We start from the raw sequence: 22017 nt of genomic DNA, 5'->3' as shown, positions 1-22017 counted from the left end.
GCGGAACCTCCGATTCTACTGCCAATGCCGCCCGCATGACCCCGTGTACGGTCACAGCCTGCCGGCGGCCACGGCCATCACCGCAACGGTTTGCGCTGCAACCATCGACGCGCCTTCCATCGACCGAGATCCATGCCCCATGAGCAAGCACCGCTACCTGCAACTGGATGTGTTCGGCGGCCAGGACGGCCACGGCAATCCGTTGGGCGTGGTCCTCAACGCGCAGACGTTGTCGTCGGAGCAGATGCAGCAGATGGCCGCCTGGCTGAACCTGTCGGAGACGATCTTTTTCCTGCCGGTCAGCGCGCCCGATGCGGACTACCACATCCGCATCTTCACGCCACGCGCCGAGCTGCCGTTCGCCGGCCACCCCAGCGTCGGCGCTGCGTGGGCGGCGGCAACGCACGGGCTGGTGGCGTTCAAGCCTGATGGCCGGATGCGCCAACAATGCGCTGCCGGCGTGCTGCCCGTAGAGGTGATCGACCGCCATGGCGCCCTGCTGGTGCGGCTGCGGGCACCGCGTGCGCAAGCAGTCGAAACCGGCGATGCGCATGTTGCGGCATTGCACGAGGCCTGCGCCGGCCTGCGCATGGCCGAACGCCCGGCCGCACTGTGGAACAACGGCCCCGGCTGGTGGCTGCTGGAACTGGCCGACGCGCAGGCGGTACGCCAGGCGCTGCCCGATCTGGCGGCGATCAGCCGCCTGACCCAGGCCAGCGCAGCCACCGGCCTGGCCATCTACGCCCCGCAGGCCAATGGCGATGCGGACCTGGTGGTGCGCGCCTTCTGCCCCGCCGACGGCATCCCGGAAGATCCGGTCACCGGCAGCGCCAACGCCTGCATTGCCGCGCGCCTGCACGGCGAAGGCCGCGTGCCGGGCCAGGCGTCGCGCTATGTCGCCAGCCAGGGGCGCGAAGTCGGCCGCGACGGCCGTGTGCACGTGGAGGTGGATCACGAAGGCGAAGTCTGGATCGGCGGAACGACCAGGCAAGTGATCGAAGGCCGCATCGATTGGTAAGCTGCCGCGCCCTGTTCGCCGAGCCGCCACCATGACCACCCGCCGTTTCCTGCAACTGGATGTGTTCTCCGCCCGCCCCGGCAGCGGCAACCCGCTGGCGGTGGTGCTGGATGCCCAAGGCCTGGACGATGCCGCGATGCAGGCCATCGCACGCTGGACCAAGCTGCCGGAAACCACCTTCGTGTTTGCGGCGCCGGATGCGCACAGCAGCTATCGGCTGCGGATGTTTTCCCCGCAAAAGGAAGTGCCGTTTGCCGGCCACCCCAGCGTCGGCACCGCCCACGCGGTGCTGGAAGCCGGCCTGGCCGCGCCCGACGACGGCGTGTTGATCCAAGATGGTATCGCTGGCCAGTTGCCGCTGCGCGTGGAGCAGATCGCAGGCCACCGCAGCATCGCCATCCGCACCCCGCGCGCGCGCGTGGCCGAGCAGGTGGAGGCCGACGACCCGCGCCTGCGCGATGCGGTGGGCGGCTGGCCACTCGGCAGCCTGCCGCCCGCCTTGATGGACGGCGGCCGCACCTGGTGGGTGGTGGAACTGGCCAGCGAAGCGGCGCTGCGCGGCCTGCAGCCGGATTGGGATGCGATCGCCGCGCTGGCCGAATCCACCGGCAGCATGGGCGTGTTCGCCTATGCCCGCGCCGCAGCGCCCGGTGCCTACGATCTGGCGGTACGCGCCTTCGTCGGCAATGGCCGGCGCTTCGAAGATGCCGCCTCCGGCGCGGCCAATGCAGTGCTCGCCGCCTGGCTGGACAGTCGCCAGGCATTGCCGGGCAAGGAACGTCGCTACGTGGTCAGCCAGGGCCGCGAGATCGGCTTCGACGCCTTGCTGGAATTGCGCATCGACGCCAATGGCGATGTGTGGTCTGGCGGCCAGGTGCAGACGGTGATCCGCGGCACGCTGGATTGGGCGTGATCGCGCCTGATCCTGCAGGCTGAAGAGTGCTTGCATCGAAACAAGAAACGCTGCGGTGGCCCGCAGCGTTTTCGTCATTCCACCGGCGGATGTCGATCGACTGACCGCAGCGAGCGGTCAGTCCGGGCGCACGTCCACGCGCACGCGGATGCGGTCGCCCGGGTTGTAGTCGCTACGCGTGTGATAGGTGCGGCCGGCGTATTCGTAGGTCACGTCGTAGCCATCGACACGATCGCGTTCGCGCCGGTAGGACACCGGCTCGCAGACGCTGACATTGCCCTGGTAGTTGCGATTATTGGCTTCGTAGATCGAGCGGCCCGCCGCAACGCCTGCCATGGTGCCGACGGCGGTGCCGACCAGGCGGCCATTGCCACCACCGACCTGGCTACCAAGCACCGCACCGGCAATACCGCCGATCACGCTGGCCACCCCACGGTTGGACACACCGGCCTGGCCATAGCTGCCGCCATCGCGGTAGTAGCCGTCGTTGCTGGTGTAGTAGCCATCGGCCGGGCGGTTGTAGCAGCGTTCGCTGCTGCGCTCGTTATACGAATCGGTCACAATGATCGGGTCCACGCGCACTACCCGCGCATATTCGTAACGACCATCCTCATAGCTGCCACGTCCGTTGTAGCCGCTGTCATAGCGCTGCGCCGTTGCATTGCCTGCAACTGCCAGACCCATCACCAGAGCACCAAGCACAAGAGTTTTCATTGCAGCAGCTTCACAGGGAGGACACGCTGCCGATGCTCGGCCTGCGCCAGTGAAACCGCCCTGAACCAAACCGCCCTTGCAACGCCCTATTCAGGTCGCCGCCAGCTGCGTGCGCCGGCAGCCATCGCCGGCGCACGAACGGAATCACGCCTGGTTGGAAAATTCGCTTTCCAGACTGATTGGCACGGCGCTCAGCGCCTTGGACACCGGGCAGTTCTTCTTTGCGGTGTCGGCCAGCTCGCGGAACTTGGCTTCGTCGATCCCCGGCACCACGGCCTTGAGCTTGAGGCGGATCTGCGACAGCTGCGGGCCGCCTTCCATCGACAGATCCACGTCTGCGCGCGTATCCAGCGAGGTCGGCGGAAAACCCGCTTCGCTCAGTTGTGCCGACAGTGCCATGGTGAAGCAGCCGGCGTGCGCGGCGGCAATCAGCTCTTCCGGGTTGGTGCCCTTCTCGTCGCCGAAGCGGCTGCTGAAGGCGTAGCGGGTCTTGTCCATCAGCCCGCTTTGCGGCGTGCTGAGCTGGCCCTTGCCGGTCTTGAGGTCGCCTTCCCAGTGAGCGGTGGCGTGACGCGAAATACCCATTGCGATCTCCTGCGATGAAAGGAGCGGCCACGATAGGCGAGTGGATGTTATGGCGTGGTGGCTGGATTCGGGATTCGGGATTCGGGATTCGGGATTCGGGATTCGGGAATCGGGAATCGGGAATCGGGAATCGGGAATCGTAAGAGCAGGGCGTGCGCGCGTTCTGATGGCAAGGGTTTTGCGAGCGTCTGCGCGGAGACGCTCGGCCGGCGGCGACCGCGACCGCGACCGCAGTGTGGGTGCGCGGTCGCGTCGCCGGGCTGGCTCAACCCAGCAGGGTTTCCAGTACGGCCATGCGCACCGCCACGCCGTTGGCGACCTGGCGCAGCACGCACGATTGCGCGCCGTCGGCGACTTCGTCGGTGATTTCCACACCGCGGTTGATCGGGCCCGGATGCAGCACGGCGGCGTCGCGGCCGGCGCGTGCCAGGCGCTCGCGGGTGAGCCCGTAGACGGCGTGGTACTGCTCCAGCGACGGCACCAGGCCTTCTTCCATGCGCTCGCGCTGCAGGCGCAGCATCATCAAGGCGTCGGCACCTTCCAGCATGGCGTCGAAGTCCTGGCCGACCACGCAACCATCCAGCATGTCGTCATCGGGCAGCAGGCTGGCCGGACCGCAGACGCGGATCTCACCGGCGCCCAGCGTGCGCAGCGCATGCAGGTCCGAGCGCGCAACGCGTGAGTGCTTCACATCACCGACAATCACCACCTTGAGCTTGGAAAAATCGGTGCCCTTGGCCTGACGCAAGGTGAGCATGTCGAGCAGGCCCTGGGTGGGATGCGAACTGCGTCCGTCACCGGCGTTGATCAAGGCGGTGCCCTCGCCTGCGGCCGCGGCCAGCGCTTCCACCGCACCGTCGTCGGGATGGCGCACCACAAAGCCGCGTACGCCCATCGCCTCGAGATTCTTCAGCGTGTCGCGCGCGGTCTCGCCCTTGCGGGTGGACGAGGTGGAGGCATCGAAGTTGAGCACGTCCGCGCCGAGGCGCTGCGCAGCCAGATGAAACGAGCTGCGCGTGCGCGTGGACGGTTCAAAGAACAGCGTGCACACCGCGGTGCCGGCGAGCACGCTGCGCTTGCCCACGCGCCCCACCGCCGCATCGCGGATCTGGCCGGCACGATCGAGCAGCTGCAGCAGCGTGGTGCGCGGCAGTCCTTCCAGGGTGAGCAGGTGGCGCAGGCGTCCGTCCGAATCGAGTTGCATGGTGGTCATCGCAGGTCGGGAGTGTCAGGGAAGAAGAGTGGCTTGTTCGGGCGCAGCCAACCAGCGTTCGACGATCACCGCGGCCGCCATCGCGTCCAGTGCCTCGGCATCGCGGCGGCGCTTGCGCCCATCGGCGCGCTCGCGCGCGAAACGCTGCGCGGCTTCGACCGAACTGGAGCGCTCGTCGATCAGCACCACCGGCAGCGCATAGCGCTCGCGCAGTTGGCGGGCGAAGGCATGCGCGCGCTTGCGTGCGGGCTGGTCCTTGTCGTCCAGGGTCAGCGGGTCGCCGACCACCAGGCCGTCGGGACGCCATTGCTTGTGCACGCGATCCAGCGCGACCCAGTCCGGGCCACTGGCATGCACATTGATGACGGCAACTGCACGCGCACCGGCGCCGAGCGCAGTGCCGATGGCCACGCCGATGCGGCGCGATCCCACGTCGAAGCCCAGCACCGTGCCATCCGGGCGGATCGCGCCCGCCTCAGGCATGCCCGGAATAATCCGTCAGCCGGAACAGGTCCACGCCGATGCGCCCGGCAGCGGTCTGCCAGCGATCTTCCAGCGCGGTGGCGAACAGCACATTGGCGTCCGACGGCGCGGTCAGCCAGCTGTTCTCGCCCAGTTCGAATTCCAGTTGCCCCGCGCCCCAGCCGGCACAGCCCAGCGCCACCAGCGCATTGCGCGGGCCTTCGCCGGCCGCCATGGCTTCGAGAATGTCGCGCGAGGTGGTCAGGTAGACGCCCTGCCCCACTTCCAGGCTGGAATCCCAGTCGCGCGCATCGTCGTGGATGACGAAACCGCGCTCCGGGTGCACCGGCCCGCCGCTGAGCACGATCTGCTCGCGCAGGTGCTCGTCGACGGTGTCGATGCCCATTTGCGACAGGACCTCGCCCAGCGTGTATTCGGAGGGCCGGTTGACCAGCACGCCCATGGCGCCGTTCTCGTCGTGCTGGCAGATCAGCGCGACGCTGCGCGAAAAGGTGGGATCGGACAGCGCCGGAAGCGCGATCAGCAGTTGGTTGGCCAGAGGCGTGGGCAAAACAGACATGGCCGCATTCTAGCCGTTCGCTTCGCTGCGCGCAGAGCCGCTGCCATACTTGCTGCATGCCGGCGGCACCGGACTGCCGATGCTGCCGATGGACAGCGGCCCCGCAGACGCCGCCGGTGGCAGCCGGCAGGCAAGGCCGGCCCGTTCAGATTGCTGGGCGCGGACCTTGAGGCTGCGCCATGCTGCGATCGATCTGCTACGGCACCGCAGTCGATGCGTGCACCCACACGTCGCTGTTCGGTCGCTATCGTGGCGGGCCGGACTCCCGGCCGTCGCGCCGGCCGCTGCTCCACCTACACCTGCTCCATCTACAACAGGCATCTTATGAGCGGCTACTGCAGCATCGCCCCCGGGCATCCGGTCCACAGACACTACCACGACCACGAATACGGCTTTCCGCAGCGCGAGGAGCGCGAGCTGTTCGAGCGCCTGGTGCTGGAGATCAATCAGGCCGGGCTGAGTTGGGAAACCATCCTGCGCAAGCGCAGCAACTTCCAGCGCGCCTACGACGGCTTCGACGTGGACACGGTGGCCGCCTATGGCGAGAGCGACATTGCGCGGCTGCTCGGCGATGCCGGCATCATCCGCAACCGGTTGAAGGTGCTGGCGGCCATCCACAATGCGCAGGTCATCCAGCAGTTACGCGCCTCGCACGGCAGTTTCGCGCAATGGCTGGATGCACAGCATCCGCTCGACAAAGCCGCCTGGGTCAAGCTGTTCAAGAAGACCTTCCGCTTCACCGGCGGCGAGATCACCGGCGAGTTCCTGATGAGCCTGGGCTACCTGCCCGGCGCGCACCATGCCGATTGCCCGGTGTTTAAACGCATCCAGGCGCTATCGCCGCCGTGGCTGCGGCACGGCAAGGCCTAACGGCGACATCAGCGCGCAGACGCCGGCAGGCAGTTGCCCTGCCGCAGCTGCCGCGGGCATGCGCATACACCGCTCCGGCGTGATGGGTGCCGCTGCCGATCGCAGCGGCACCAACGGCGCGTTGGATCACACGCCCATATAACGATGCGGGCGGTGATTGAACATCAGCACCAGGCTCAGCATCAACGCACCCAGCGCCGAGTACAGCACCTTGTCCGGGGTGAGGACGCTGAAGGCGACCAGCATCAGCATCGCATCGAAACTCATCTGCACCTTGCCGGCGCTCCAGCCGCGCTCGCGCTGCAGGTACACCGCCAGGATGCCGATGCCGCCCAGGCTACCGCGGTGGCGGATGAAGAACAGGATGCCCAGGCCCGCCAGCGCGCCGCCGACGATCGCCGAAAACAGCGTGTTGATGTGCGCGTAATCGGCCCAGCGCGGCAGCAGGTCGGTGAGCGCACCGCAGGCGCCTACCGCGGCGAAGGTCTTCAGGGTGAATTCCCAGCCCATGCGACGCACGCTCAGCCAATAGAACGGCAGGTTGACCAGCACGAACACCAGGCCGAAGTTCCAGTGCAGCGCGTAATGCAGCAGGAACGCCACGCCGGCCATGCCGCCGATCATCAGGCCGCCCTTGGCGAAGATCGCCAGGCCCAGCGAAGCCACCAGCGTCGCCAGCACCATGCCCTGCACGTCCTCGGCCACCGAGTGGTGAAACGCGTGATCGTCGGCCGGGGTGCCGGCCGAATCCGGTGGCGGCGTCAACGGACCGGAAGTCATCACTGTGCCGTCGTCGGGCAACGGCTGTTGCTCCGGACGGAGATCGGAATCGGGAAGGCTCACGGGCTGGGCACTGCGGTGGGGTGCGGATATTAGACACTATCGGCCCGCCTGGTTACATCTGAAACATCACCCCACGCGTGCGTTGCGACGTTGCACGGTCATCGGCCATGGCGGCGCCCGCCGCCGGCATCGCGTGCGAAACAGCTGCAAGCAGCACGCTGGATCGGATTCAGCGCAGACCATCCCGCTTCCTTCCATGCACGCCTGGCCATCCGCCACGGCGTGCAGCGCTCCTGCAGGCGCTCAGCGAACCTCGGCGATCTCCACGCCATCCAGGCCCTGCGCCAGGGTCTTGGCGTCGCCGCCCTGCGACAGCTTGATGCGCAGGCGCACCTCGTTCTGCGAGTCGGCGTAGCGCAGCGCGTCTTCGTAGCTGATCTCGCCGGCCTGGTACAGCTCGAACAGGCTCTGGTCGAAGGTGCGCATGCCCAGGTTGGTGGACTCCTTCATGATCTCCTTGAGCTTGTGGATCTCGCCGTCGCGGATGTAGTCCTGCACCAGCGGCGTGCCCAGCATGATCTCCATCGCCACGCGGCGGCCGCGGCCATCCGGGGTCGGAATCAACTGCTGCGCGACCACGCCCTTGAGATTGAGCGACAGGTCCATCAGCAACTGGTTGCGGCGGTCTTCCGGGAAGAAGTTGATGATGCGGTCCATCGCCTGGTTGGCGTTGTTGGCGTGCAGGGTGCACAGCACCAGATGGCCGGTTTCGGCGAAGGCCACGGCATGATCCATGCCTTCGCGGGTGCGCACCTCGCCAATCATGATCACGTCCGGCGCCTGGCGCAGGGTGTTTTTCAGCGCGTTTTCCCAGCTGTCAGTATCGATGCCGACTTCGCGCTGGGTGATTATGCAGCCCTCGTGCTTGTGCACGAATTCGATCGGGTCCTCGATGGTGATGATGTGCCCGGTGGAATTCTGGTTGCGGTAACCGATCATCGCCGCCAGCGAGGTGGACTTGCCGGTGCCGGTGGCGCCGACGAAGATGATGATGCCGCGCTTGGTCATCGCCAGCGTCTTGATCACCGGCGGCAGGCTCAACTCTTCTACCGTGGGGATGCGCGTTTCGATCCGGCGCAGCACCATGCCAACCTGGTTGCGCTGGTAGAAGCAGCTCACGCGAAAGCGCCCGACCCCGGACACGCCGATGGCGAAATTGCACTCGTGGGTCTTTTCGAATTCTTCGCGCTGCGACGGCGTCATCACGTTCAACACCAGATCGCGGCTCTGTTGCGCGGTCAGCGGGGTCTGGGTGATCGGACTGATCTTGCCGTGCACCTTGATCGCCGGCGGCATCCCCGAGGTGATGAACAGATCCGACGCCTTCTGGTGCGCCATCAGCTTGAGGAAGGAGGTGAAGTCGATGGTGCTCATGGCGTGCTCCTTCGGAGCCGGAAATGGGGAATCGAGAATCGGGAATTGGAAAAGCCGGGAGCCGGGACCGGTCAGGGATGCGTGCTTTCGCGATTCCCCTTTCCCGATTCCCTATTCCCGAATCACTCGAATATCCGCTTGTCCTTGGCGTACTCGCGTGCCTGGTTGCGCGTGATCAGGCTGCGCTTGACCAGGTCCTGCAGATGCTGGTCCAGCGTCTGCATGCCGTATTGCTGGCCGGTCTGGATCGAGGAATACATTTGCGCCACCTTGTCCTCGCGGATCAGGTTACGGATGGCCGGGGTGCCGACCATGATTTCCCAGGCCGCGGTGCGTCCGCCGCCGACCTTCTTCAGCAGCGCCTGCGAAATCACCGCGCGCAGCGACTCGGATAGCATCGAGCGCACCATCGGCTTTTCGCCGGCCGGGAACACGTCGATGATGCGGTCGATGGTCTTGGCCGCCGAGCTGGTGTGCAGGGTGCCGAACACCAGGTGGCCGGTTTCGGCGGCAGTCAACGCCAGGCGGATGGTTTCCAGGTCGCGCAATTCGCCGACCAGGATGATGTCCGGATCTTCGCGCAGCGCCGAGCGCAGCGCCTCGTTGAAGCCATGCGTATCGCGGTGCACTTCGCGCTGGTTGATCAGGCACTTCTGCGAGGTATGCACGAATTCGATCGGATCCTCGACCGTGAGGATGTGGCCGTATTCGTTCTTGTTGATGTAGTCGATCATGCCGGCGAGCGTGGTCGACTTGCCCGAACCGGTCGGGCCGGTGACCAGGATCAAACCCTGCGGCTGGTCGATCAACTGGCGGAAGATCGGCGGGCAGCCCAGGTCTTCCAGCGTCAGCACTTCGGAAGGAATGGTACGGAACACCGCACCGGCGCCGCGGTTCTGGTTGAACGCATTGACGCGGAAGCGCGCCAGCGACGGAATCTCGAACGAGAAGTCGACCTCGAGGAATTCCTCGTAATCGCGACGCTGCTTGTCCGACATGATGTCGTAGACCAGCGCATGCACCTGCTTGTGGTCCAGGGCCGGAATATTGATGCGACGGACATCGCCATCGACACGGATCATCGGCGGCAAGCCGGCCGACAGATGCAGGTCCGATGCCTTGTTCTTGACGGAAAACGCCAATAGTTCAGCGATATCCATGCGCTGCTTTTCCCCTAGGCTGCGATTGGAAGGTACTCCCCGAGCGGCAGTATAGCGTTCTGGCTGCTGGCGGGAAGCGGCGCGCGGCCGGTTCAGGCCGGCACCGTCGGGCGCGCCTGAAGACGTTGGTTTGGGCGCGCGGTGCGGGCACGGTCCTTGCCTGGGCCAGCGCCGCGCCGATCGCCAGCTCGCCCCGCCTGTGGACAGGCTCGGCGCGGGCTGGCGCCACTGCAGCGTCATCGCCGACCCGATCCGACGCGCCGGCTGGAAGGACGCAGCCGGGGGCGGCACTATAGCGTTCCTTTCCCGCCTGGATTGCCACGTGCCGGCTTCGTCGCTGCAGCAGATTCTCGATGCCATCCACGCCGCCGCGGCTCGGCACGCACGCGCCGATGTGCGCCTGCTGGCAGTGTCCAAGACCCGGCCGGCAGACGCGGTTGCCGCGCTGGCGGCGCAGGGCCAGCGCGCATTCGGCGAAAACTACGTGCAGGAAGCGCAAACCAAGATTGCCCAACTGCAGACGCTCGGCCTGGAGTGGCACCTGATCGGCCACCTGCAATCCAACAAGGCCGAACTGGCCAGCCAGTGGTTCGACTGGGTGCAGACCCTGGACCGCGCCAAGCTGATCGCGCCGCTGGCCAACCACCGCCCGGCCGGTCGCGCACCCTTGAATGTGCTGATCCAGGTCAACATCGACGACGAGGACAGCAAGCATGGTTGCGCGCCGGAGGCGGTCGACGGTCTGGCCGCGGCCATCGCGCTGCAGCCGCGGCTGCAATTGCGCGGCCTGATGGCGATTCCCGCGCCATTCCCCGAGCAGGCGCGCCGCATGGCGGCGTTTACCCGCATGCAGGTACTGTTCGAAGAACTCAAGCGCCGCTACCCGCAGGTGGATACCTTGTCGATGGGCATGAGCTCGGATTTTGCCGAAGCGATCGCGGCCGGCGCGACCATGGTGCGGGTCGGGACTGCGTTGTTCGGCGAACGCGGCTCGTCGGCTGCCGCGGCGTCCTGACCCCCGGTCCCGATCAGCCTCGCGTAGCACATCGCCGTTTCCTCTTACTTAAGGTGTCGCAATGACTCTGCCCTCCTCGCCCGCGCCTTCCGCTGCAATCACCGCATTCGTCGGCGGCGGCAACATGGCGCGCAGCCTGATTGCCGGGCTGATCCGGCAAGGCGTGCCCGCGGCCAGCATTCGCGTCGCCGAGCCGGTGCCCGAACTGCGCGATGCGCTGTCGCGCGACTTCGGCGTGCATGCGGTGGAGCAGGCGCGCAGCGCCGTGGACGGCGCAGCCATCTGGATGTTGGCGGTCAAGCCGCAGGTGCTGCCAGCGGTATGCGTGCAGCTGGCCGATCTTGCGCAGGCGCAGCAGCCGCTGCTGCTGTCCATCGCCGCCGGCATCACCGCTCCGCAGCTGGAGCGCTGGTCCGGCGGCGAGCTTGCGGTGGTGCGCGCAATGCCCAACACACCTGCCTTACTCGGTGCCGGCGTCACCGGCTTGTATGCCAATCCACGCGTCTCCGACGCGCAACGCGCGCAGGCAACCGGCCTGCTGGAGAGCGCCGGCGTCACCGTCTGGATCGACGACGAGGCGCAGATGGATGCGGTGACCGCGGTCTCCGGCAGCGGGCCGGCCTATGTGTTTCTGTTGGCCGAAGCGATGGAAGCCGCCGCGCAGGCACAAGGTCTGCCAGCCGACACCGCACGCACGCTGGTGCTGCAGACCCTGCTCGGTGCCTCGCGCATGCTGACCGAATCGGGCGAAGCACCGGCGCTGCTGCGCCGCCGGGTGACCTCGCCCAACGGCACCACGCAGGCGGCAATCGAGACATTTCAGGCCGGCCAGTTCGAAGCGCTCACCGCCAAGGCGATTGCCGCAGCGACCGAGCGCGGCCGCAGCCTGTCGGCGGCCAATGATTAGTCGACCGGTGACGGGACGTCGTCCAAAGCAGAAATGTCTCGCAGCGCCGGCCGTGCCGCGCGCGGGAGTGCAGCTGCAATTGCGCAGTTAAGCCGTCACCACCTACAGCGCGTCGGCGCCTGTCAGGCGCGTAAAAACCCGGCGCACGCGACGGGCGCACACGGCAGCAGCAGCGCAAACGCAGCGGCTCGTCGGATCAAAACAAGGCCTCAGGAACACGCACCAACAGCCGGCGACGTCGGACGTCTCCTGCAAGGCGTAGCCACGCGGCGACGCTGATCGCGGCAGCGAACGCCACCGCCAGCTGCACGCCGTAGCCAATCCTCAGCGGCGAGCTCGATGCAAAACGCACACATGGCTTCGCGCAAACGATCTGCTGCTATGCGTCAGACACCGCATCGCCCTGCGCATCGCAGCCGTGTCGACAGCGCTTTCGCGGAGGTTTTCTGCCGCCGGTGAACGAATCCCCGTCAAAAGACGCTTTTTTTCGGTTGTTTCATCGTTTCCCTATTGGCGGCGCGCAGCAGTTGCCCTACATTTCGCGTTGCCGACTGGGTCGGCAGACCCAACACCACCAACGATCACGGAACACATAACTCATGGCAAAAACCGCCGCTAAGAAGGCTGCCCCCAAGAAGGCAGTGAAAAAGGTCGCCGCGACCAAGACCGCAAAGCCGGCCAAGGCCGCTGCTGCCAAGTCCGCTGCGCCGAAGCCGATCAAGGAAGCGCTGAGCAAGACCGGCCTGGTCGCGCACATTGCCGAATCCACCCAGCTGGCCCCGAAGGACGTCCGCGCCGTTCTGGCTACGCTGGAATCGGCCGCCCATTCGTCGCTGAGCAAGAAGGGCGCCGGCTCGTTCACCCTGCCGGGCATGCTGAAGCTGACCAGCGTCCATGTGCCGGCCAAGCCGAAGCGCAAGGGCATCAACCCGTTCACCAAGGAAGAGCAGACCTTTGCAGCGAAGCCGGCCAGCTTCAAGGTCAAGGCTCGCCTGCTGAAGAAGTTGAAGGACGCCGCGCTCTAATCGAGCACGCCTGCGTTGTCACGAAGGCGGCCTGCGGGCCGTCTTTTTTTTGCGCGCGCGTGACCGCCCGCATCACTCCCCACATGCCGCTCATCGCCGCTTGCCTACCCTGCACGCTGATTTGCAACGCAGCAGGTGCATGTGACCGATCCGTCGTCTCCTCGCCCAGCCACACCGCCGTCATCGGCAACCCGCAGCCCCGCGCGCCGGGTGCGCCGGCTGCTGGTGTCGATCGCACTGCTGTGCGCCCTGGGTGTGGCCGCGCGTTGGGCATGGCAGTTGCCGGTTGCCGAGCAACTGCGTACCAGTTGGGAGCTGTCGCGCATGCCGCCACCCGTGCAGTTGTCGGTTCCGGTCGAAGGCGTGCAGGCGCGCCGCATCGCCGACACCTTCGGCGCACCGCGCGGTCGCGACCGACGCCATGCCGGCGTGGATATCTTCGCGCCGCGCGGCACGCCGGTGCTGTCCGCGACACGCGGGGTGGTCAGCGCCATCCGCGATCAAGGCCTGGGCGGCAAGCAGGTCTGGGTGCTCGGGCCGGCGATGGAACGCCATTACTACGCGCACCTGGACGATTGGGCCGCCGGGCTTGCCGTTGGCGATGTCGTCGAGCCCGGCACACCGCTCGGCATGGTCGGCACCACCGGCAACGCGCGCGGCACGCCGCCACATCTGCACTATGGTGTCTATGGGCGCAACGGTGCGTACGATCCACTGCCGCTGCTACGCAAACCCGTGCCACAGCCGGCACAGTGAGCATGCTGGAACACTGCGTCATGGCCTGAGCTATCGAGGCCGTTGCTGGCTACGCCTATGGTGGAGCCAGCCCAAGGAACGACGCCCCTCCATGTCCCGAAAACGCTATCGCATTACGGTCACGCCCATCGAGAGCGATGGCCGCCCCTGCAGCGATCGCTGCACCATCGAATTCGAACAGCGCTCGCGGGCCGACTGGATGCGGCTACTCGAGGAGCTGCATCTGCGACGCGATCTGAGCAGCGACGAATGCGCGGCGCTGACGGTCGGCTCGCAGCTGCTGGAAGACCTGGCCGCCCGCCCGCGCGCGCAGCCAAGCGATGCACTGGAGGCCTTGCGGCCAAGACTGCAGTTGCTGCTGGAACGCCTGCAACGCGTGCAGCCGGCCGCCGGCGCCTGAGACCGGCGTCGCGGCGACCGCTACACTGCGCGCATCGGGGACGGGAGATGCGCCATGCGTGGGTTGGGGATCGTCATGCTTGCAACGGCAATTGCCGGTTGCAGTTGCCATCGCAGCGCAGACGAAGAACCGGGCAACGCGGCAGCGTCCTCGCACGTCGCCGCGGCGACGCAAACGCCGACTACCGCTACCACAGACAACACGCCCGCACGACCCGCAAGCGATGCCACCCCTGACGATGCGGTTGCGCGCGCCAACTTCGCCAAAGCAAGCGCGACCGTGCAGCGATACCTGGGCGCGTTGCCAGGTGCGGCACGTGGCGATGCCGATGCGCTGTGGAGCGGCGGTCGCCCTGCCCCGGTGCCGGACGATGCGGCGCTGCGCGGTATCGGCAATATCCAGTCGATGCGTATCAATAACGACGCGCCCATCGCACTGGATCAGGAACAGCCCCCGCGCCGGATCGAAGTGCCGGTGCAACTGATCGTGCGCACCGACACCGGCACCCAACGCCTGGTCGGCGCCTACCGGCTGCAGCCGCGCAGCGGCAGCGACGACTGGGAGATCTACTCGGCCACCCTGCACCCGATATTGCGCTAACCCACGGTTCACCGGCACCGACTAAGGTGATCGCACCTGTTGCCGGAGTCACCCGATGAAACTGCGTTCGCTTGCCGGATCCATGCTTGCCCTCGCTCTGGCGCTACCGACGACCAGCGCGTGGGCGACCCCGCAGATCCAGGGACACCAGATCAGCGTACAGGGCAGCGACCTGCAGCAATTCCTGGGTGGCCGCTTCCCGCAGACGCACGACGCGCTGGGCGGCCTGGTCGAGATGACGGTCAGCAATCCGGCACTGTCGCTGCCGCCGGGCGACCGGCTCAAGATGGCCTTCGACCTGGCGCTCGCCACTGCCGGCGGCGCGCCTGCACCGGTCGGCAACGTGACCCTGACCAGCGCACTGCGCTATGACACGGCCAAGCAGGGCTTTTATCTCGATCAACCCACCATCGACGATTTCCGCCCGGCCAACGCCGGCGCAAAACTCGACCACAGCACCCGCCAGCTGCTCAACGCCTGGCTGGCCGATTACGCGCGCAAGGAGCCGATCTATCGCATCGACCCGGCCATCGCGGCAGTGATGGGCAATGTGCAGGTGGAGTCGGTCGGCATCCAGAACGGCCGCGTCGCGGTGAATTTCAACCAGAACATCGAGCAGCTGGTGCCGGCCGCTGCATTGTCCGGGAAATAGGCTGACGCGCCAGTTGCGACGCATGGCTTGAAACATGCCGCCACGCCGTCGCGCCAACCCGCGCGAACGGCCATCGGATCAAGACAAAGGCCCGGCATCACCACGCCGGGCCTTTGTTTTCATCTCAACGTTGCAGGGGACCGGTCAGGCCACCAGGGCCTTGGCCACTGCAGCGGTGAAGGCCGGGATATCGTCGGGCTTGCGGCTGGTGATCAGCGACCCGTCGACAACCACTTCCGCATCCTGCCAGCGTGCGCCGGCATTGAGAAGGTCGGTCTTGACCGACGACCACGAGGTGACGTCGCGGTCGCGAACCAGCTCGCTTTCCACCAGCAGCCACGGGCCGTGGCAGATCGCCGCGACCGGCTTGTCGGCACTGGCAAAGGCCTGGATGAATGCGATCGCCTTGGCGTCGCCGCGCAAGGTGTCGGGGTTGAGCACCCCGCCAGGCAGCACCAGCGCATCGTAGCTGTCGACCTTGGCCTGATCCAGCCGCTGGTCCACCGGCACCGAATCGCCCCAGTCGGTCTTGTTCCAGGCGCGAATCTGCGCAGCGTCGCCGGGCGCAATTACATCGACCTTGGCGCCCCAGGATTCCAGCAGGCGCTTGGGCTCAATGAGTTCGGATTGTTCGAAGCCATCGGTGGCCAGCACTGCGATGGTCTTGCCGGAGAGCGAATACGACATGCGGGGACTCCTTACTAAAAAGAAGCCCGCACGCTAGGCGTGAGCCTGTTGCGCATGAGTGAATCGATGTGTGCGCCGCGTCAGTGCGACGCCGGCAAACCGGTGCTCAGCGTTTGGGCTGCAGCATCGTGCCGGTGCAGTTCTTCGACCCGCAGCGGCATGCCCAGATCTTCTTCAAACGCGGCGTATGCCGCTCGGCCAGGGTGATGCCGTAGTTGTAGGTGAGCTCTTCGCCGGCCTTGATCGCGCGCTTGGCCTCGATGAAGATCTTGTCCTTGCTGCGGTCGTCGCCCTCGGCTTCTTCGATCACCGCCTCGCAATTGGGGTTGCAGCTGTGGTTGATCCAGCGCGCGACATTGCCCTCGTAATTGGCATCCAGCACATAGTCGTCGCTGAGCGTGAACAGGAAGGTGTGGCCGCTTTCCACATCGCCGGTGTCATCGGCATCCACTTCCGCGTGCGTGCGCAGGCGCCCCTTGTACTGGATGATGCGCTCGCCCTTGCGGAGCGCGGCGAGGGCGAACATGCCATTGCCGTGGATACGTGACTTGCGGGCGGCAACTTTGCGCGACATGAAGGGGTCCAGTGATGGGGCCGCTCATTGTGACTGCAGCGCGACGATGCGCCAAGCACAAGCGCAGCAGTACCCGCAATGGCTGCTGCTTGCCGGCGGCTGAACCAGGCAGGTGGCCCTGCCCCGGCTAAAAGCGTACAATTTCGGTCCGCTTTCGGATTTATCGCCTTCCCCATGTTGCGCGTCACCAAACTCACTGATTACGCCACCGTCGTGTTGACCGTCCTGGCAGCGCGCTGCGGCCAGGTGCTCAGCGCCAGCGAACTTGCCGAGCAGGCCGGCCTGGAAGCGCCGACCGTGAGCAAGATCCTCAAGCCGCTGTCGCAGGCGGGCCTGGTCGAAGGGCTGCGCGGCGTGCACGGCGGCTACCGGCTGGCGCGCGCGGCCAGCGAGATCACGCTGGTGGAAATCGTCGAGGCGATGGAAGGCCCGCTGGCGATCACCGAATGCAGCCAGGACCACAGCCAGTGCGGCATCGCGCAGACATGCGGGGTGCGTTCCAACTGGCGCCTGATCAACGACGTGGTCGGCGATGCATTACGTCGCGTCACGCTCGCACAGATGTTGCAGCCCCTCTCTCTCCCTGGCGACAGCCGTCGGCGTTCCATCGCCGCACGCGTCGCGACCACCTGACCCTGTAGGCAGCCCGATGGCCACCGAACTTGCCCCCCCGCAGAATGCCGAAATTATCGAACGGCTGGGCCGACGCTATGACGCCGGCTTCATCACCGAGATCGAATCGGACTCGCTCCCGCCCGGCCTGGACGAGGACGTCATCCGTGCCTTGTCGGCCAAGAAGGACGAGCCGCAATGGATGACCGACTGGCGTCTTGAGGCGTATCGGCACTGGCTGAAGATGCCGATGCCGGAATGGGCGAAGCTGAAGGTCTCGCCGATCGACTTCCAGGCGCTGAGCTATTACTCCGCGCCCAAGGGCCCGAAGTACGCCTCGCTGGACGACGTGCCCAAGGAACTGCTCGACACCTACGACAAGCTCGGCGTGCCGTTGCACGAGCGCGCCCGGCTGGCCGGCGTGGCGGTGGATGCGGTGTTCGACTCGGTCTCGGTCGGCACCACCTTCCGCAAGGAACTGGCCGAAAAGGGCGTGATCTTCTGCTCGATGTCCGAGGCGATCAAGGAACACCCGGAGATCGTCAAACAGTATCTGGGCAGCGTGGTGCCGGTCGGCGACAATTATTTCGCCGCGCTCAACTCGGCGGTGTTCTCCGACGGCAGCTTCGTGTTCATTCCTGCGGGCGTGCGTTGCCCGATGGAACTGAGCACCTATTTCCGCATCAATGCCGGCCACACCGGGCAGTTCGAGCGCACCCTGATCGTGTGCGAGGACAAGGCCTATGTGTCGTATCTGGAAGGCTGCACCGCACCGATGCGCGACGAAAACCAGCTGCATGCGGCGGTGGTCGAGCTGGTGGCGCTGGAAGATGCCGAGATCAAGTATTCGACCGTGCAGAACTGGTACCCGGGCGACGAGGAAGGCCGTGGCGGCATCTACAACTTCGTCACCAAGCGTGCCGAATGCCGTGGCGCGCGCAGCAAGGTCACCTGGACCCAGGTCGAAACCGGCTCGGCGATCACCTGGAAATATCCGTCCTGCGTGCTGCTCGGCGACGATTCGGTCGGCGAGTTCCACTCGGTGGCGCTGACCCATCACCGTCAGCAGGCCGATACCGGCACCAAGATGATCCATATCGGCAAGCGCACCAAGAGCAAGATCGTCAGCAAGGGCATCAGTGCCGGGCGCGGGCAGAACACCTATCGCGGCCTGGTCAAGGTGGACCGCAATGCCGACGGCGCGCGCAACTACACCCAGTGCGATTCGCTGTTGATCGGCAAGCAGTGCGGCGCGCACACCTTCCCCTATATCGAGGTGAAGAATCCCGGCGCCACCGTCGAGCACGAGGCCACCACCTCCAAGATCAGCGACGACCAGCTGTTCTATTGCCGCGCGCGCGGCATCAGCCAGGAAGACGCGGTGTCGCTGATCGTCGACGGCTTCTGCAAGCAGGTGTTCCGCGAACTGCCGATGGAGTTCGCGGTGGAGGCCAAGAAGCTGCTGGAAGTCTCGCTGGAAGGCAGCGTCGGCTGACGCCAACGGAATCGGGAGTGGGGAATGGAGAATCGGTATCGGTTCTCTTTCCTGCTCCTTGCCGCGCCAACGTCTCGCATTACCCATTCCCTATTCTCGATTCCCTATTCCCATGCTTACGATCAACAACCTCCACGCCAGCATCGCCGGCAAAGACATCCTCAAGGGCCTGTCGCTGGACATCCAGCCGGGCCAGGTGCACGCCATCATGGGCCCCAACGGCGCGGGCAAATCCACGCTGGGCAACGTGCTGGCCGGGCGCGACGGCTATGAGGTCAGCGCCGGCACCGTGCAGTTCGAAGGCAAGGACCTGCTCGAGCTGCCGCCGGAAGAACGCGCGGCAGCCGGCCTGTTCCTGGCCTTCCAGTACCCGGTGGAAATCCCCGGCGTCAACAATACCTACTTTCTGCGCGCCGCACTCAATGCGCAGCGCAAGGCGCGTGGCGAAGAAGAGCTGGACTCGATGCAGTTCCTCAAGCTGGTGCGGCAGAAGCTGGCCGTGCTGCATCTGAAGGACGAGCTGCTGCATCGCGGCGTCAACGAAGGGTTTTCCGGCGGCGAAAAGAAGCGCAACGAGATCTTCCAGCTGGCCGTGCTCGAGCCCAAGCTCGCCATCCTGGACGAGACCGATTCGGGCCTGGACATCGATGCGCTCAGGAGCGTGGCCGACGGCGTCAACGCGCTGCGCTCGCCGGAGCGTTCGTTCCTGGTGATCACCCACTATCAGCGCCTGCTCGACTACATCACCCCGGACGTGGTGCATGTGCTGGCCGAAGGCCGCATCGTGCAGAGCGGCGGCCCGGAACTGGCGCTGGAGCTGGAAAAGCACGGCTACCACTTCCTGAAGGACCGCGTGGTGCCCGAGGCGGCCGCCTGATGAGCGCCCTGCTGGAATCCCTCGCCCGCGGCTTCTGCGGTAACGATGCGCGCCGGGTCGAACTCGATGCCGCGCTGCAGGCCGGCCTGCCCGGCCCGCGCGCCGAAGCCTGGAAGTACACCTCGCTGCGGCAGCTGGAGCGGCGCAGCTTCCAGCCCGCGCCGCTGGTGCCGACGCTGATCGATGCCGCGCTGCTGGACGAGATCCCGTCGCCGCGGCTGGTGTTCGTCAACGGCCGCCCGTCCGACGCATTGAGCGACCTGTCGACGCTGCCGGACGGCGTGCGGCTGGACACCTTGTCAGCGTCGCTGGCCGCAGGCGACGAGGCGCAGCAGTTGCTCGGCCGCCGTTTCGAAGGCAGCGATGAGATCTTTGCGCGCCTCAATGCCGCACTTGCCGACGAAGGCGTGCTGGTGCGCGTACAGGAAGGCGCGCAGATCGAGGCGCCGCTGCATCTGGTCTTCATCGGCGTGGCCGGCGAGCACGACCTGTCCTGGCACCACCGCCACCTGATCGAACTGCGCGCCGGCGCGGCGCTGAACGTGGTCGAGCACCACCTGCATGTCGGCGATGCCGCACATCTGCACAACAGCCTGATGCATGTGCATCTGGCCCAGGATGCGGTGCTGTCGCATGCGCGCGTGCAGGCCGACAGCGCGCACGCAACGTCGCTGCTGCGCACCGATGCGGTGCTGGCGCGCAATGCGCGCTACCAGCGCGTGGACCTGGAACTGGGTGCCAACCTGTCGCGCCACGAGCTCAACGTGCGCCTGGAGGGCAACAATGCCCAGCTCACCGCCAATGGCGTGCTGCTCGGCAACGGCCGCCGCCATGTCGATACACGTCTGGGCATTGCGCACATCGCACGCGACACCACCTGCGAGCTGGTCTGGCGCGGCGTGGGCGCCGATCGCAGCCGGGTGGTCTTCCACGGCGGCATCAACATCCGTCCGGGCGCCGATGGCACCGACGCGCGGCTGTCGAACAAGAATCTGCTGCTGTCGGCCAATGCCGAGATCGACACCCAGCCGGTGCTGGTGATCGATGCCGAGGAAGTGCAGGCCGCGCATGGCGCCACCGTCGGCCAGCTCGACGACAATGCCTTGTTCTATCTGCGCTCGCGCGGTCTGCCGCAGGCCGAGGCGCAGCGTTTGTTGAGCGCCGCGTTCTGCCACGAGCCGCTGCGCGTGCTCCCCCCCGCGCTGAGTGCGGTGCTGGCGCTGCAGCTGGACCGCGCACTGGCCTCGGCAGGCGTGGCATGAACACGCCCGCCGCCACGCAGCTGGCCGCGCCGGACTGGGAGCGCGTGCGCTCGGATTTCCCGCTGCTGATGCGGCAGGTGCATGGCAAGCCGCTGATCTATTTCGACAACGCCAACACCGGGCAGAAGCCGCTGCAGGTCATCGCCGCGACCGACGAGTTCTATCGTCGCCAGAACGCCAATGTGAGCCGCGCGGTGCATGCGCTGGGCACCGAGGCCACCGACGCCTTCGAAGGCGCGCGCAGCAAGCTCGCCCGCTTTCTCAACGTGCGTGCCGACGAACTGGTGCTGTGCAGCGGCACGACCTTTGCGATCAATCTGGTGGCCTATTCCTGGGCGCTGCCGCGCCTGGGCGCCGGCGATGTGATCCTGATTTCGCGCATGGAGCACCACGCCAACATCGTGCCGTGGCAGCTGGTGGCGCAACGCACCGGCGCGACCATTCGCGTGGCCGAGATCACCCCGGACGGCGCGCTGGATCTGGACGCCTTGCGCAAGGCGATGACGCCGGAGGTCAGGCTGCTGGCGATCACGCATGTGTCCAATGTGCTGGGCACGGTCAATCCGGTGCGCGAGATCTGCCGCGAGGCGCGCAAGCGCGGCATCGTCACCGTGGTGGACGGCTCGCAGGCCGCGCCGCATCGGCGTATCGACGTGGCCGGCATCGGCTGCGATTTCTACGCCATCACCGGCCACAAGATGTGCGGGCCCACCGGCACCGGCGCGCTGTGGGCGCGGCGCGAGCACCTGCAGGCGATGCCGCCGTTCCTGGGCGGCGGCGAGATGATCAAGGAAGTCAGCTTCGAGGGCACGGTGTTCAACGATGCCCCGCACAAGTTCGAAGCCGGCACGCCCAACATCGCCGGTTTCATCGGCCTGGGCGCGGCAGTCGATTACCTGGAGTCGGTCGGGCTGGCGCACGTGGAAGCGCGCGAGGCCGAGCTGCTGGCGCATTTCACCGAAGAACTGCAGCGCATCGACGGCCTGCGCATCTTCGGCACCACGCCGGACAAGGCCGCGGTGGTGTCGTTCCTGATCGAAGGCGCGCATGCCCACGACCTGGCCACCCTGCTCGACCTGGAAGGCGTCGCGGTCCGCTCGGGCCAGCACTGCGCGCACCCGCTGCTGCAGTACTACGGCGTCGCCGCCACCTGCCGCGCCTCGCTGGCGTTCTACAACACGCATGACGAGATCGAGCGCTTTGTTGCTGCGTTAGTGAAGGTGCGTCGCCTGCTGGGTTGATTGGAATCGGGAATCGGGACTGGAGAATCGAAAAAGCGGCTCTCCCGCATACTGATGCAGTTCGACACGTTGGAAGTAGCTCATCTGGCGGCGCAACGCTATTCCCGATTCCCGATTCCCGATTCCCGATTCCCGATTCCCGATTCCCGATTCCCGATTCCCGATTCCCGATTCCCGATTCC

25 protein-coding genes are annotated in these 22017 nt (G+C 66.3%); 15 read left to right on the top strand and 10 right to left on the bottom strand.

The window, feature by feature from the left end; genetic code table 11:
• Positions 1 to 139 precede the first annotated feature (139 nt).
• Both XARJCFBP2528_RS14045 and XARJCFBP2528_RS14040 read left to right on the top strand, forming a co-directional pair.
• Positions 140 to 1018, top strand: coding sequence for a PhzF family phenazine biosynthesis protein (locus tag XARJCFBP2528_RS14045; protein WP_016902364.1), 879 nt, complete (start codon positions 140 to 142; stop codon positions 1016 to 1018).
• A gap of 31 nt (positions 1019 to 1049) precedes the next feature.
• Complete coding sequence (locus XARJCFBP2528_RS14040) at positions 1050 to 1931, top strand: PhzF family phenazine biosynthesis protein (RefSeq protein ID WP_016902363.1); 882 nt, start codon at positions 1050 to 1052, stop codon at positions 1929 to 1931.
• A 117-nt stretch (positions 1932 to 2048) separates the two neighbouring features.
• Here XARJCFBP2528_RS14040 and XARJCFBP2528_RS14035 read toward each other — a convergent pair whose 3' ends face one another.
• The 5 genes from XARJCFBP2528_RS14035 to XARJCFBP2528_RS14015 form a co-directional block, all read right to left on the bottom strand.
• Complete coding sequence (locus XARJCFBP2528_RS14035) at positions 2049 to 2645, bottom strand: glycine zipper 2TM domain-containing protein (protein WP_026064289.1); 597 nt, start codon at positions 2643 to 2645, stop codon at positions 2049 to 2051.
• 144 nt (positions 2646 to 2789) lie between these two features.
• Complete coding sequence (locus tag XARJCFBP2528_RS14030) at positions 2790 to 3230, bottom strand: OsmC family protein (protein ID WP_016902361.1); 441 nt, start codon at positions 3228 to 3230, stop codon at positions 2790 to 2792.
• A 265-nt stretch (positions 3231 to 3495) separates the two neighbouring features.
• Positions 3496 to 4443 carry an aspartate carbamoyltransferase catalytic subunit gene (locus tag XARJCFBP2528_RS14025; RefSeq protein WP_016902360.1) on the bottom strand — a complete coding sequence of 316 codons (948 nt, stop codon included), beginning with the start codon at positions 4441 to 4443 and terminating at the stop codon, positions 3496 to 3498.
• A 15-nt stretch (positions 4444 to 4458) separates the two neighbouring features.
• Positions 4459 to 4926, bottom strand: coding sequence for a Holliday junction resolvase RuvX (gene ruvX, locus XARJCFBP2528_RS14020; protein WP_016902359.1), 468 nt, complete (start codon positions 4924 to 4926; stop codon positions 4459 to 4461).
• The gene (locus tag XARJCFBP2528_RS14015) at positions 4919 to 5485 is read right to left on the bottom strand and encodes a YqgE/AlgH family protein (RefSeq protein ID WP_011051924.1); all 567 of its coding nucleotides are present in this window, start codon (positions 5483 to 5485) and stop codon (positions 4919 to 4921) included. The genes ruvX and XARJCFBP2528_RS14015 overlap by 8 nt, the downstream gene beginning before the upstream one ends.
• 324 nt (positions 5486 to 5809) lie before the next feature.
• On the opposite strand from XARJCFBP2528_RS14015, the gene XARJCFBP2528_RS14010 reads away from it, so the two are divergent.
• Complete coding sequence (locus XARJCFBP2528_RS14010) at positions 5810 to 6355, top strand: DNA-3-methyladenine glycosylase I (protein ID WP_016902357.1); 546 nt, start codon at positions 5810 to 5812, stop codon at positions 6353 to 6355.
• Positions 6356 to 6481: 126 nt separating this feature from the next.
• Here XARJCFBP2528_RS14010 and XARJCFBP2528_RS14005 read toward each other — a convergent pair whose 3' ends face one another.
• The 3 genes from XARJCFBP2528_RS14005 to XARJCFBP2528_RS13995 form a co-directional block, all read right to left on the bottom strand.
• The gene (locus XARJCFBP2528_RS14005) at positions 6482 to 7156 is read right to left on the bottom strand and encodes a YitT family protein (protein ID WP_016902356.1); all 675 of its coding nucleotides are present in this window, start codon (positions 7154 to 7156) and stop codon (positions 6482 to 6484) included.
• A 285-nt stretch (positions 7157 to 7441) separates the two neighbouring features.
• The gene (locus XARJCFBP2528_RS14000; protein WP_016902355.1) at positions 7442 to 8572 is read right to left on the bottom strand and encodes a PilT/PilU family type 4a pilus ATPase; all 1131 of its coding nucleotides are present in this window, start codon (positions 8570 to 8572) and stop codon (positions 7442 to 7444) included.
• A 122-nt stretch (positions 8573 to 8694) separates the two neighbouring features.
• A complete protein-coding gene (locus XARJCFBP2528_RS13995) occupies positions 8695 to 9732 on the bottom strand; it encodes a type IV pilus twitching motility protein PilT (protein ID WP_003489919.1) in 1038 nt (345 codons plus the stop codon).
• 322 nt (positions 9733 to 10054) lie between these two features.
• Between XARJCFBP2528_RS13995 and XARJCFBP2528_RS13990 the strand changes: the two genes are divergently transcribed.
• The 7 genes from XARJCFBP2528_RS13990 to XARJCFBP2528_RS13960 all read left to right on the top strand — a co-directional run bounded on the left by XARJCFBP2528_RS13990 (position 10055) and on the right by XARJCFBP2528_RS13960 (position 15087).
• On the top strand, positions 10055 to 10747 hold the full coding sequence (locus XARJCFBP2528_RS13990) for a YggS family pyridoxal phosphate-dependent enzyme (RefSeq protein WP_016902354.1): 693 nt from the start codon (positions 10055 to 10057) through the stop codon (positions 10745 to 10747).
• A gap of 61 nt (positions 10748 to 10808) precedes the next feature.
• Positions 10809 to 11654 (top strand): pyrroline-5-carboxylate reductase, encoded by an 846-nt coding sequence (proC, locus tag XARJCFBP2528_RS13985; RefSeq protein ID WP_016902353.1) that lies wholly within the window; start codon positions 10809 to 10811, stop codon positions 11652 to 11654.
• A gap of 599 nt (positions 11655 to 12253) precedes the next feature.
• Complete coding sequence (locus tag XARJCFBP2528_RS13980) at positions 12254 to 12679, top strand: HU family DNA-binding protein (RefSeq protein ID WP_026064288.1); 426 nt, start codon at positions 12254 to 12256, stop codon at positions 12677 to 12679.
• Between the two features lie 135 nt (positions 12680 to 12814).
• On the top strand, positions 12815 to 13435 hold the full coding sequence (locus XARJCFBP2528_RS13975; RefSeq protein WP_026064287.1) for a M23 family metallopeptidase: 621 nt from the start codon (positions 12815 to 12817) through the stop codon (positions 13433 to 13435).
• 91 nt (positions 13436 to 13526) lie between these two features.
• Positions 13527 to 13835, top strand: coding sequence for a DUF3861 family protein (locus tag XARJCFBP2528_RS13970; protein WP_016902350.1), 309 nt, complete (start codon positions 13527 to 13529; stop codon positions 13833 to 13835).
• Between the two features lie 279 nt (positions 13836 to 14114).
• Complete coding sequence (locus tag XARJCFBP2528_RS24000) at positions 14115 to 14435, top strand: hypothetical protein (protein WP_080591330.1); 321 nt, start codon at positions 14115 to 14117, stop codon at positions 14433 to 14435.
• Positions 14436 to 14490: 55 nt separating this feature from the next.
• Positions 14491 to 15087, top strand: coding sequence for a YceB family lipoprotein (locus XARJCFBP2528_RS13960; RefSeq protein ID WP_016902348.1), 597 nt, complete (start codon positions 14491 to 14493; stop codon positions 15085 to 15087).
• Positions 15088 to 15231: 144 nt separating this feature from the next.
• Here the strand turns inward: XARJCFBP2528_RS13960 and XARJCFBP2528_RS13955 are convergent, their stop codons facing one another.
• Together XARJCFBP2528_RS13955 and XARJCFBP2528_RS13950 are read right to left on the bottom strand one after the other, a co-directional pair.
• Entirely contained in the window at positions 15232 to 15774 is a 543-nt protein-coding gene (locus XARJCFBP2528_RS13955; RefSeq protein ID WP_016902347.1) for a type 1 glutamine amidotransferase domain-containing protein, read from the bottom strand.
• 106 nt (positions 15775 to 15880) lie between these two features.
• The gene (locus XARJCFBP2528_RS13950) at positions 15881 to 16348 is read right to left on the bottom strand and encodes an SET domain-containing protein (RefSeq protein ID WP_016902346.1); all 468 of its coding nucleotides are present in this window, start codon (positions 16346 to 16348) and stop codon (positions 15881 to 15883) included.
• Between the two features lie 174 nt (positions 16349 to 16522).
• Between XARJCFBP2528_RS13950 and XARJCFBP2528_RS13945 the strand changes: the two genes are divergently transcribed.
• From XARJCFBP2528_RS13945 to XARJCFBP2528_RS13925, 5 genes are all read left to right on the top strand, one after another.
• Positions 16523 to 16981 carry an SUF system Fe-S cluster assembly regulator gene (locus XARJCFBP2528_RS13945; RefSeq protein ID WP_016902345.1) on the top strand — a complete coding sequence of 153 codons (459 nt, stop codon included), beginning with the start codon at positions 16523 to 16525 and terminating at the stop codon, positions 16979 to 16981.
• A 16-nt stretch (positions 16982 to 16997) separates the two neighbouring features.
• Entirely contained in the window at positions 16998 to 18455 is a 1458-nt protein-coding gene (gene sufB, locus XARJCFBP2528_RS13940; RefSeq protein WP_016902344.1) for a Fe-S cluster assembly protein SufB, read from the top strand.
• A gap of 112 nt (positions 18456 to 18567) precedes the next feature.
• Positions 18568 to 19332 (top strand): Fe-S cluster assembly ATPase SufC, encoded by a 765-nt coding sequence (sufC, locus tag XARJCFBP2528_RS13935; protein WP_016902343.1) that lies wholly within the window; start codon positions 18568 to 18570, stop codon positions 19330 to 19332.
• Entirely contained in the window at positions 19332 to 20594 is a 1263-nt protein-coding gene (sufD, locus tag XARJCFBP2528_RS13930; RefSeq protein WP_039813281.1) for a Fe-S cluster assembly protein SufD, read from the top strand. Before sufC ends, sufD begins: the two co-directional genes overlap by 1 nt.
• Complete coding sequence (locus XARJCFBP2528_RS13925; RefSeq protein ID WP_016902341.1) at positions 20591 to 21835, top strand: cysteine desulfurase; 1245 nt, start codon at positions 20591 to 20593, stop codon at positions 21833 to 21835. Before sufD ends, XARJCFBP2528_RS13925 begins: the two co-directional genes overlap by 4 nt.
• Positions 21836 to 22017: the final 182 nt, after the last annotated feature.

Source organism: Xanthomonas arboricola pv. juglandis, from assembly GCF_001013475.1.
GTDB lineage: Bacteria > Pseudomonadota > Gammaproteobacteria > Xanthomonadales > Xanthomonadaceae > Xanthomonas > Xanthomonas arboricola.
Note: the sequence above shows the minus strand (reverse complement) of the source record. Positions and strands in the feature narration are given on the sequence as shown.

What these genes read in the sequence shown, in the direction of transcription:
- XARJCFBP2528_RS14000 (WP_016902355.1), bottom strand. Translation starts at nt 8,572, where the DNA reads ATGAGCACCATCGACTTCACCTCCTTCCTCAAGCTGATGGCGCACCAG.
- XARJCFBP2528_RS14025 (WP_016902360.1), bottom strand. Translation starts at nt 4,443, where the DNA reads ATGACCACCATGCAACTCGATTCGGACGGACGCCTGCGCCACCTGCTC.
- XARJCFBP2528_RS13945 (WP_016902345.1), top strand. Translation starts at nt 16,523, where the DNA reads ATGTTGCGCGTCACCAAACTCACTGATTACGCCACCGTCGTGTTGACC.
- sufC (WP_016902343.1), top strand. Translation starts at nt 18,568, where the DNA reads ATGCTTACGATCAACAACCTCCACGCCAGCATCGCCGGCAAAGACATC.
- XARJCFBP2528_RS14045 (WP_016902364.1), top strand. Translation starts at nt 140, where the DNA reads ATGAGCAAGCACCGCTACCTGCAACTGGATGTGTTCGGCGGCCAGGAC.
- sufB (WP_016902344.1), top strand. Translation starts at nt 16,998, where the DNA reads ATGGCCACCGAACTTGCCCCCCCGCAGAATGCCGAAATTATCGAACGG.
- XARJCFBP2528_RS14030 (WP_016902361.1), bottom strand. Translation starts at nt 3,230, where the DNA reads ATGGGTATTTCGCGTCACGCCACCGCTCACTGGGAAGGCGACCTCAAG.
- proC (WP_016902353.1), top strand. Translation starts at nt 10,809, where the DNA reads ATGACTCTGCCCTCCTCGCCCGCGCCTTCCGCTGCAATCACCGCATTC.
- XARJCFBP2528_RS13960 (WP_016902348.1), top strand. Translation starts at nt 14,491, where the DNA reads ATGAAACTGCGTTCGCTTGCCGGATCCATGCTTGCCCTCGCTCTGGCG.
- sufD (WP_039813281.1), top strand. Translation starts at nt 19,332, where the DNA reads ATGAGCGCCCTGCTGGAATCCCTCGCCCGCGGCTTCTGCGGTAACGAT.
- XARJCFBP2528_RS13970 (WP_016902350.1), top strand. Translation starts at nt 13,527, where the DNA reads ATGTCCCGAAAACGCTATCGCATTACGGTCACGCCCATCGAGAGCGAT.
- XARJCFBP2528_RS13950 (WP_016902346.1), bottom strand. Translation starts at nt 16,348, where the DNA reads ATGTCGCGCAAAGTTGCCGCCCGCAAGTCACGTATCCACGGCAATGGC.
- XARJCFBP2528_RS13995 (WP_003489919.1), bottom strand. Translation starts at nt 9,732, where the DNA reads ATGGATATCGCTGAACTATTGGCGTTTTCCGTCAAGAACAAGGCATCG.
- XARJCFBP2528_RS14010 (WP_016902357.1), top strand. Translation starts at nt 5,810, where the DNA reads ATGAGCGGCTACTGCAGCATCGCCCCCGGGCATCCGGTCCACAGACAC.
- XARJCFBP2528_RS14040 (WP_016902363.1), top strand. Translation starts at nt 1,050, where the DNA reads ATGACCACCCGCCGTTTCCTGCAACTGGATGTGTTCTCCGCCCGCCCC.
- XARJCFBP2528_RS14015 (WP_011051924.1), bottom strand. Translation starts at nt 5,485, where the DNA reads ATGTCTGTTTTGCCCACGCCTCTGGCCAACCAACTGCTGATCGCGCTT.
- XARJCFBP2528_RS13980 (WP_026064288.1), top strand. Translation starts at nt 12,254, where the DNA reads ATGGCAAAAACCGCCGCTAAGAAGGCTGCCCCCAAGAAGGCAGTGAAA.
- ruvX (WP_016902359.1), bottom strand. Translation starts at nt 4,926, where the DNA reads ATGCCTGAGGCGGGCGCGATCCGCCCGGATGGCACGGTGCTGGGCTTC.
- XARJCFBP2528_RS13925 (WP_016902341.1), top strand. Translation starts at nt 20,591, where the DNA reads ATGAACACGCCCGCCGCCACGCAGCTGGCCGCGCCGGACTGGGAGCGC.
- XARJCFBP2528_RS14035 (WP_026064289.1), bottom strand. Translation starts at nt 2,645, where the DNA reads ATGAAAACTCTTGTGCTTGGTGCTCTGGTGATGGGTCTGGCAGTTGCA.
- XARJCFBP2528_RS13955 (WP_016902347.1), bottom strand. Translation starts at nt 15,774, where the DNA reads ATGTCGTATTCGCTCTCCGGCAAGACCATCGCAGTGCTGGCCACCGAT.